Below are 8,120 nucleotides of genomic sequence, written 5' to 3' on the forward strand. Positions count from 1 at the left end.
GCCGGGGTGCGCGCCGCGACATCGCCTATGTGGAGGCCCGGCACCGGCACCATCCTCGGCGACCCGATCGAGGCCAAGGCCCTCGGCGCGGTCCTCGGGACGGCCGCGACCCGGACCGGCCCTGCCTGATCGGCTCGGTCAAGTCCAATCTCGGGCACATGGAGGCCGCCGCCGGGATCGGCGGTCTGATCAACCGCCCTGATGGTCCGCCACCGCGTGGTGCCGCCGACCCTGCACTACCGCACCCCCAACCCGCACATCCCCTTCGCCGACCTGCCCGTCCGGGTCGCCGACACCCTCCAGCCTGGCCCACCGACGCCCCCCCCTCGCGGGTGTCAGCTCCTTCGGCTTCGGCGGCACCAACGCGCACCTGGTGGTGGAGGACCGCCGCGGGCCGCCGGCCGGCCCGGCGCCACAGCCGACGGCGCCGTGCTGCTGACCGTCTCGGCCCGGGACGAGCAGGCCCTGCGCGACCTCGCCGCCCGCTACGCGGACAAGCTCACCGGCACCACGCCCGTGGGCACCTTCGCCTCCGCCGCCGCCGTCCGCGCACCCATCAGAGCACCGGCTGGCCTGCGTCGGCTCGTCGGCCGCGGAACTGCGCGGGGCGCTCGCCGCGTTCGGCCGCGGCGAGGAGGCGCCCGGCCTCAGCTCCGGCGTGCGCCGGCCGGCCGGCAGGACAAGGCGGGTTCGTCTTCCCGGGCAGGGACCCCGCTGGTGGCCGCTCGCCGCCGACCTGCTCGACGGCGAGCTCGCCGGGGAACGGGCCTTCCGGGCCGTCCTGGAGCGGGCCGACGCCCTGCTGCGCCGCCACACCGACTGGTCGCTGCTCGACCAGCTCACGGCCGACCCGGACCGCTCCCGGCTGCTCGACACCGCCGTCGGCCAGCCCGCCCTGACCGCGGTGCAGACAGCGCTGGCCGCCCTGTGGCGCTCCTGGGGGTCGAACCCCCGCCGTCGTCGGGCACAGCGTCGGCGAGATCGCCGCCGCCCAGGTCGCGGGCGCGATCTCGCTGGAGGACGCCCTCCTGATCGCCCTGCACCGCGGTACCGTCCTGCACGCCGCCACCGCAAGGGCCGGATGGCCGTCGCGGGCGTCTCCCTCGACCGGGCCCGCGCCCTGCTGGCCGAGCGCGCCCCGGGACCGGTGTGGATCGCCGCCGCCAACAGCCCGAACTCCACCGTGTTCTCCGGCGAGGGCCCCGCCGTGGAGAGGTTCGCCAAGTCCCTGGCGGACGAGGGGCTCTACTGCAAGGTCCTGGAGTCGGTCGGGTTCGCCTCCCACTGCCCCCTGATGGAGCCCGTCGCCGCCGAGCTGCGGCGGCAGCTGGCCCCGCTGCGGCCCCGGCCCACCGCGATCCCGATGGTCTCCACCGGCACCGGCGAGATCGTGCCCGGCGACCGCCTGGACGCCGGGTACTGGGCCGCCAACCTCACCCGGCCGTCCTGTTCGACACCGCCGTCACCCGCTCGCCGACACCGGGCACACCGTCTTCGTCGAGGTCTCGCCCCACCCGATGCTCACCGACGCCGTCACCGAGCGCGTCTCGTCGTACGACGACGCGGTCGCGGTGTCCTCGCTGCGCCGGGACCAGCCGGGCCGGGCCGCCGTGCTCACCGAGCTGGGCCGTCTCTACACCGCCGGCCACCCGGTCGACTTCACCCGGGTCCACGGCCCGGCCGGTCCCATGGCCGACCTGCCCTCCTACCCCTGGCAGCGCACCCGCTGCCGACACGAGCGGCGCCCGGGACGCCCGGCCGCGCACCGCGGCCACCCGGTCCTGCGCGAGCGCACCGAATCGGCGCTGCCGCCGCACGCCGTGCACTGGTCGGCGCCCGTCTCCCTCGCGGAGTTCCCTTACCTGACGGATCATCAGATCGGCGGCAGTCCCGTCCTGCCCGCCGCCCTGGTGCTGGACGCCGCGCTCGCCGCGGCCCGCGCGCACCTCGGTGGCGCCGCCGCCCTGGACGACATCACCCTCAGCCGGCTCACCGTCGTGCCCGAGCAGGCCGAGGACAGCACCCTGCAGCTCGTCCTGCTGCCCGGCACCGCCGACACCGGCACGGTGCGGCTGTACACCCGGGCCGGCGCCGGCGAGCAGTGGACCGAGGCCGGCGGGCGGCCTTCCCCCCGCCCCCGGGGCCGGCGCCGACCGACCGCGGCCGCCGTACGGGCGCGCTGCGCCACCACCGCCGCGGCCGACGACCACTACGCGGCACTGCGCCGCGCCGGACTGGCCTACGGCCCCGCCTTCCAGGGGGTGCAGGAGCTGTGGCGGGGCCGGGCCGAGGCCGTCGCCCGGCTCCGCGAGCGGACCGCGCTGACCACCGACCGCGGCGAGCACCCCGTGCACCCCGCCGTGCTCGACAGCGCCCTGCAGGTCCTCAGCGCCGCGCTCGACGCGCAGGAGACCCCCCTCGACGCCACCTACCTGCCGGTCGCCGTCGGCGGCTTCACCCTCTTCACCGACCGCGCCGAACCCCGCTGGGCCCACGCGGCCGTCACCGCCCGGCCCGGCGCCGAGCGGATCACCGGCGCCACCGTCGTCCTGTACGACGACGCGGGCACCGCCGTCGGCGAGGTCACCGGCATCACCCTGCAGCGCCTGGAGCGCGCCGGGGCCGCCGACCCGCTCGACGAGTTGCTGCTGCTCGACATCGCCTGGCGCCCCGCGCCGGCCGGATCCCCCGGCACCGCGCGGCAGCCGGGCACCTGGCTGCTGTTCGCCGACACCGGCACCACCGCCGCCACTCTCGCCACCGGCCTGCGCTCGCGCGGTGCCACCTGCCTCACCGTCACCGCCGTTCGGCCTACCGCAAGGCCGGCCCGCACACGTACGAGGTCGACCCCGGGCGCCGCGAGGACCTCGCCGCGCTGCTGGCCGACCTGGCCGACGCGGATGTCCGCCCCGACGGCATCGTCCACGCGTGGGCGCTGGACGCCGGCCCCGCGAGCACGGCGACGTCTGCCTGCCGGTGCTGCACCTCGTGCAGGAACTCGCCCGCGCGGGCCAGGACCCCGCGCCCCGCCTGGTCCTCGTCACCCGCGGCGCCCAGCGCGCCGACGGCGACGAACCGGCCGTGGGGCATGCCCCGTTGTGGGGTCTGGCCCGGTGATCGGCCTGGAGCACAGCGAGCTGCGCACCACCGTCGTCGACCTGGACCCGGCCCGCCCGGCCGCCGAGGGCACCCAGCTGCTCGAGGAGTGCTGCGTCCCGGCGACGACGACCAGGTCGCCCTGCGCGGCGAGCGGCTGACACCCGCGCTCCAGCCCTGGCGCCCGCCGGCCGGGACACCGGGGGCGTCCCTCCTGGTCCTTCGACGCCGCCCGCGACGGCAACCACCGGCTGCTGGCCCCGCCCCGGCGCCCTGGCCAGCCTCCGCCCGACCTGGTGGCACCGCACCCCGCCCGGACCCGGCGAGGTCGAGATCGAGGTCACCGCCGCGGGCCTGAACTTCAGCGACGTCCTCAAGCCCTGGACTCCTACCCGGGAGCCGAAGGCGTCGTACCGCTCGGCGCCGAGTGCGCCGGCCGGATCACCGCGGTCGGCGAGGGCGTACGCGGCGCCGGTCGGCGACCGGGTCATCGCCGCCGGCCCCGCGGCATGGCGGCCTTCCTCACACTCGACGCGCGCCTGACGGCCCCGGCCCCGGCGGCCCGGACGACGAGCAGGCCGCCGCGGTGCCCATCGCCTTCCTCACCGCCGTGTACGCCTGGAACACCTCGCCGGCTGCGCGCGGGGGACAGCGTGCTCATCCACCCGCGACCGGCGGCGTCGGCCTCGCCGCGCTCCAGGTCGCCCCCGCCGCCGGGGCGCGCGGGTGTTTCGCCACCGCCGCTCCCCCGCCAAGCGCGAGATGCTGCGCGGCCTCGGCGTCGAGCACGTCATGGACTCGCGCACCCTCGACTTCGCCGCCGAGATCACGCTCTCACCGCGGTCGCGGGGTCGACGTGGTCCTCAACTCCGCCTCCGGCGAGACCCTCGTGCGTCCCTGGGCCTGCTCGCGCCCGGCGGACGCTTCGTGGAGATCGGCAAGCGCGACATCTACGACAACAGCCACATCGGCCTGGAGTTCTTCAAGGACAACCGCGCCTTCCTCGCCGTCGACCTGGAACGCACCATCCGCGAGGAACCCGGCGATCGCCGCGCTGTTCGCCGACGTCGTCCAGGGCTTCGAGAGCGGCGACTTCACCGCGCTGCCGGTCACCGTCCACCCCTTCGGCGACGCCCCCCCGCCTTCACCGCGATGGCCCAGGCCCGCCACACCGGCAAGCTCGTGCTGGTGCCGACCGCCGGTCGGGTCACCACCGCCCCGGGCGCCGCACCGGTCCGCCCCTACGGCACCTACCTGATCACCGGCGGTCCTCGGCGCGCTCGGCCTGGAGACGGCCCGCTACCTCGTCGACCAGGGCGCCCGCCATCTGGTCCTGCCGCCGCCGCAGCGCCCCCGGCCGGACGCCGAACAGGCCCTGGCCGCCTTGCGGGCCCGGGCCGAGGTGACCGTCCTGGCCGCCGATGTCTCCGAGCGCACGGCCGTCGACGGCCTGCTGGCCCGTATCGACGGCTCCCTGCCGCCGCTCGCGGGGATCGTGCACGCCGCGGGCGTCCTCGACGACGGCCTGCTCACCGTCTGGACGGGGACAGGTTCCGCGCCGTCGCGGGCCCCAAGTCGGTGGCGGCCTGGCACCTGCACCAGGCCACCGTGGACCGTGACCTGGACTTCTTCGTCCTGTACTCGTCGGCCGCCGCGGTCCTCGGCTCGGCCAGGGCAACTACGCCGCCGCGAGCGCCTTCCTCGACCCCTGGCCCACCACCGGCGCTCCCTGGGCCTGCCCGCGCTCAGCATCGACTGGGGTCCCTGGTCGGGGATCGGCCTCGCCGCCCGGCCCGAGCGCGGCGGCGCGCTGGCCGCCCGGGGCATCGGAGCATCAGCCCGGAGCAGGGCATCGTCGCCCTCGACCGCATCCTGCGCGGTGACGCCACCCAGGTGTGCGTCCTGCCGCTGGACCGCGCGAGGCTGCGCGACCACCACGGGCGGCGCTGCGCACCCTCCTCGACGAACCGGCGAGGACGCCCGGGGCGCCGCGGGAGCGCACGCGCAGGTGCGCCGCCGGATGCTCGCGGTGGAACCCGGCCGCCGCCGCAGGGCCGTACTGACCGAGCACTGCCGGCGGTCGCCGCCCGCGTCGTCGGCGCCGAACCCGCCAGGATCGACACCGGGGCCCCGCTCTCCGCATGGCTTCGACTCCCTGCTCTCCCTGGAGCTGCGCAAGTCCCTGGAGTCCTCCCTGGGCGTCCAGCTGCCCTCCACCGTCACCTGGCGGTTCCCGACGATCGACGCCCTGGTGCCGTACCTGGCCGACCGCATGGAGATCGAGCTGGAGTCCGGCCAGGCCCCGTCGAGGAACGGCCGGCCGCGCCGGCGCCCGGGCGGACCGCCCCCGACGACGCGGCCCGACGCCGCGCGACGGCCCGCCCGACCTCGACGCGCTGTCCGCGGCGGAACTCGAAGCACTCCTGATGGCCAAGACCACCCAGATCGACGAGGGGACCGGCGATGACACCGACAGGAACTGACGGCGGCCGAAACACTCAAACGCGCCTACCTGACGATGGACCGCCTCCAGCGCCAGGTCGAGGAGTACGAGCGGGCCCGCTCCGAGCCCATCGCCATCGTGGCACCGGCTGCCGCTTCCCCGGCGGGGTCACCGACACCGCCTCCTACTGGCTGCTGGCCGAGGGAACCGACGCGGTGGCGACATCCCCGCCGACCGGTGGACCACGAGGCGTTCTACGACGAGGAGGCCGGCAAGCCGGGCAATCTACACCCGGCCGGCGCGTTCCTCGACACATCGACCTGTTCGACCACGACTTCTTCGGCATCTCCCGGCGCGAGGCCCTGGCGATGGACCCGGCCCAGCGGCTGAGCCTGCAGGTGTGCTGGGAGCGCTGGAGGACGCGGGCCAGCGCCCTCGGTCTCGCCGGCAGCCGCACCGTGTGTTCATGGTGTCGCCTCCTGGGACTACATCACCGCGCAGCTGCGCCACCCCGAGGACGTCAGCGCCTACACCAGCTCCGGCGCCGCCCGTCCTTCGTCCCGGCCCGTATCGCCTACCTCCTCGACCTGCGCGGCCCCAACCTCACCATCGACTCCGCCTGCTCCGCCTCGCTGCTGGCCGTCCACCAGGCGTGCCAGAGCCTGCGCCTGGGCGAGTGCGACATGGCCTTGGCCGGCGGCGTCAACGTGGTGCGTCACCGCTGCTGATGATCTCCCAGTCGCAGTTCGGCTCGGTCTCCCGGCAGGGCCGCGCGATGACGTTCCTACCGACACGCGGACGGTACGTGCGCGGCGAGGGCTGCGGCGCCGTCGTCCTCAAGCGGCTGTCCGACGCCCTGCGCGACAAGGACCGCGGTCCTCGCCGTGGTGCGCGGCGGCGCGGTCAACCAGGACGGCCGCAGCGCCGGCATCACCGCGCCCAACGGCGACGCCCAGCGCGATGTGTTCCGCGGGCCCTGGCCGCCGCCGGGTCGCGCCGAGCAGGTCGGCTACATCGAGACGCACGGCACCGGCACCCGCCTCGGCGACCCCATCGAGGCGAGGCCCTGGCCGACGTGTACGCCGCGAGAGCGGCGCGCGGTCTACCTCGGCGCGGTCAAGACAACATCGGGCATCTGGAGGCCCGCCGGGATCGCCGGTCTCATCAAGGCCGTGATGTGCCTGCAACGCGCCGAGATCCCGCCGACCTGCACTTCTCCCGGCTGAACTCCAACATCTCCTTCGACGGCACCACCTTCCGGGTGCCCACCGGGCTCACCCCGTGGCCGCACACCGACGGCCCGCGCACGGCCGCGGTGAGCAGCTTCGGACTGAGCGGCACCAACGTCCACATGATCCTGCAGCAGGCCCCGGCCACGCCGGCGCCGGCCGCGCCGGACGACCGCAGGCCCGCCTCCGTGCTCCCGCTGTCCGCCCGCACCGAGACCGCGCTCGCCGCCCTCGCCGGCCGCTACGCCGAGCGGCTCGCCGCCGGCGACGACGCCTCGCTCGCGGACCTGGCCCACTCGGCCGGCACCGGCCGCTCCCACTTCCGGCACCGCTCGCCGCCGTCGGCACCACCCGCGAGGAGGTCGCCGGGCAGCTCGCCGCGTTCGCCGCCGGCCAGGCGCCCGGCCTGGTCCAGGGCGAGGCCGGCGGCGAGGTCGTCTTCCTCTTCACCGGCCAGGCGCCCAGCGCCCCGGCATGGCCCGCCGCCTGTACGACACCCAGCCCACTTTCCGGCGGCGGTCGACGAGTGCGCCGAGATCCTGCGTCCGCTGCTCGCCCGGCCCCTGCTGGACGTGATGTTCCCGGACGACCCCGACGACACGCAGATCAACGACACCGCCTACGCCCAGCCCGCCACGTTCGTCGTCGAGTACGCCTTGGCCCGGCTGTGGGAGTCCTGGGGCATCACTCCCCGCCGCCGTCCTCGGCCACAGCTTCGGCGAGTGCGTGGCCGCCTGTGCGGGGCGGTGTCCCTGGAGGACGGACTGGCCTTCGCGGTGGAACGGGCCCGCATCATCCAGGAGTTCTGCCTGCCCGGCACCATGGCCGCGGTCTTCGCCTCCGAGGAGGGTCGCCACGGAGCTGGCCGCGTACCCGGGCCGGATCGCCGTCGCCGCGGTCAACGGCCCGGCGAACGTGGCGATCTCCGGCGAGCGCGACGTCGTCGAGGCCGTGTGCGCCGCGTTCGGCGCCCGCGGCGTGAAGACCAGCTGCACATCGCCTCCGCCGGGCACTCCCCGCTGATGGACCCGGTCCTGGAGCCGCTGCGCCGCGCCGCGCGCAAGTTCACCTTCACCACCCCGCGCATCCCCCTGGTCTCCAACGTCACCGGCGAGCTGTGGCCGTGGGACCAGCGCCGGACGCCGACTACTGGTGCCGGCACGTGCGCGCACGGTGCGCTTCACCGACGGCGTCGCACCCTGCGGTCCATGGGCTACCGCACCTTCCTCGAGGTCGGTCCCGCCCCCACCCTGCTCGGGTGATCACGACGCCTGCCCGCCCCGCCACGACGACCTGCTGCTGCCGAGCCTGCGGCCCCGCAGACGACTGGGAGGTCCTGCTGCCCACGGTCG

6 protein-coding genes and 4 pseudogenes are annotated in these 8,120 nt (G+C 75.9%); 9 read left to right on the forward strand and 1 reads right to left on the reverse strand.

Annotated features, from left to right (window positions below):
• Nucleotides 1–27 precede the first annotated feature (27 nt).
• From Srubr_RS41320 to Srubr_RS08920, 4 genes and pseudogenes are all read left to right on the forward strand, one after another.
• Nucleotides 28–131: pseudogene (locus Srubr_RS41320) on the forward strand (hypothetical protein); the annotation flags it as partial.
• Between the two features lie 527 nt (nt 132–658).
• Nucleotides 659–1,007: pseudogene (locus Srubr_RS41325) on the forward strand (acyltransferase domain-containing protein); the annotation flags it as partial.
• A 74-nt stretch (nt 1,008–1,081) separates the two neighbouring features.
• Nucleotides 1,082–1,390, forward strand: a pseudogene (locus Srubr_RS41330) (acyltransferase domain-containing protein); the annotation flags it as partial.
• Nucleotides 1,391–1,517: 127 nt separating this feature from the next.
• Nucleotides 1,518–3,257, forward strand: coding sequence for a polyketide synthase dehydratase domain-containing protein (locus Srubr_RS08920; RefSeq protein WP_203854925.1), 1,740 nt, complete (start codon nt 1,518–1,520; stop codon nt 3,255–3,257).
• Nucleotides 3,258–3,930: 673 nt separating this feature from the next.
• Here Srubr_RS08920 and Srubr_RS08925 read toward each other — a convergent pair.
• Nucleotides 3,931–4,209: a hypothetical protein gene (locus Srubr_RS08925; RefSeq protein ID WP_203854926.1), complete on the reverse strand. Its 279-nt coding sequence runs from the start codon at nt 4,207–4,209 to the stop codon at nt 3,931–3,933.
• 214 nt (nt 4,210–4,423) lie between these two features.
• Between Srubr_RS08925 and Srubr_RS40270 the strand changes: the two are divergent.
• The 5 genes and pseudogenes from Srubr_RS40270 to Srubr_RS40290 all read left to right on the forward strand — a co-directional run.
• Nucleotides 4,424–4,710 (forward strand): annotated as a pseudogene (locus Srubr_RS40270) (KR domain-containing protein); the annotation flags it as partial.
• Between the two features lie 406 nt (nt 4,711–5,116).
• Nucleotides 5,117–5,563 carry an acyl carrier protein gene (locus Srubr_RS40275; RefSeq protein ID WP_230426640.1) on the forward strand — a complete coding sequence of 149 codons (447 nt, stop codon included), beginning with the start codon at nt 5,117–5,119 and terminating at the stop codon, nt 5,561–5,563.
• The gene (locus Srubr_RS41335; protein ID WP_268987379.1) at nt 5,560–6,267 is read left to right on the forward strand and encodes a beta-ketoacyl [acyl carrier protein] synthase domain-containing protein; all 708 of its coding nucleotides are present in this window, start codon (nt 5,560–5,562) and stop codon (nt 6,265–6,267) included. The genes Srubr_RS40275 and Srubr_RS41335 overlap by 4 nt, the downstream gene beginning before the upstream one ends.
• Before the next feature lie 156 nt (nt 6,268–6,423).
• Entirely contained in the window at nt 6,424–6,765 is a 342-nt protein-coding gene (locus tag Srubr_RS40285) for a beta-ketoacyl-[acyl-carrier-protein] synthase family protein (protein WP_230426642.1), read from the forward strand.
• Entirely contained in the window at nt 6,717–8,030 is a 1,314-nt protein-coding gene (locus Srubr_RS40290; protein ID WP_230426643.1) for a ketoacyl-synthetase C-terminal extension domain-containing protein, read from the forward strand. Before Srubr_RS40285 ends, Srubr_RS40290 begins: the two co-directional genes overlap by 49 nt.
• Nucleotides 8,031–8,120 lie beyond the last annotated feature (90 nt).

Source organism: Streptomyces rubradiris (assembly GCF_016860525.1).
Lineage (GTDB): Bacteria > Actinomycetota > Actinomycetes > Streptomycetales > Streptomycetaceae > Streptomyces > Streptomyces rubradiris.

Coding starts and splice junctions, on each gene's coding strand:
- Srubr_RS08920 (WP_203854925.1), top strand. CDS start 1,518: ATGCTCACCGACGCCGTCACCGAGCGCGTCTCGTCGTACGACGACGCG.
- Srubr_RS40275 (WP_230426640.1), top strand. CDS start 5,117: ATGCTCGCGGTGGAACCCGGCCGCCGCCGCAGGGCCGTACTGACCGAG.
- Srubr_RS41335 (WP_268987379.1), top strand. CDS start 5,560: ATGACACCGACAGGAACTGACGGCGGCCGAAACACTCAAACGCGCCTA.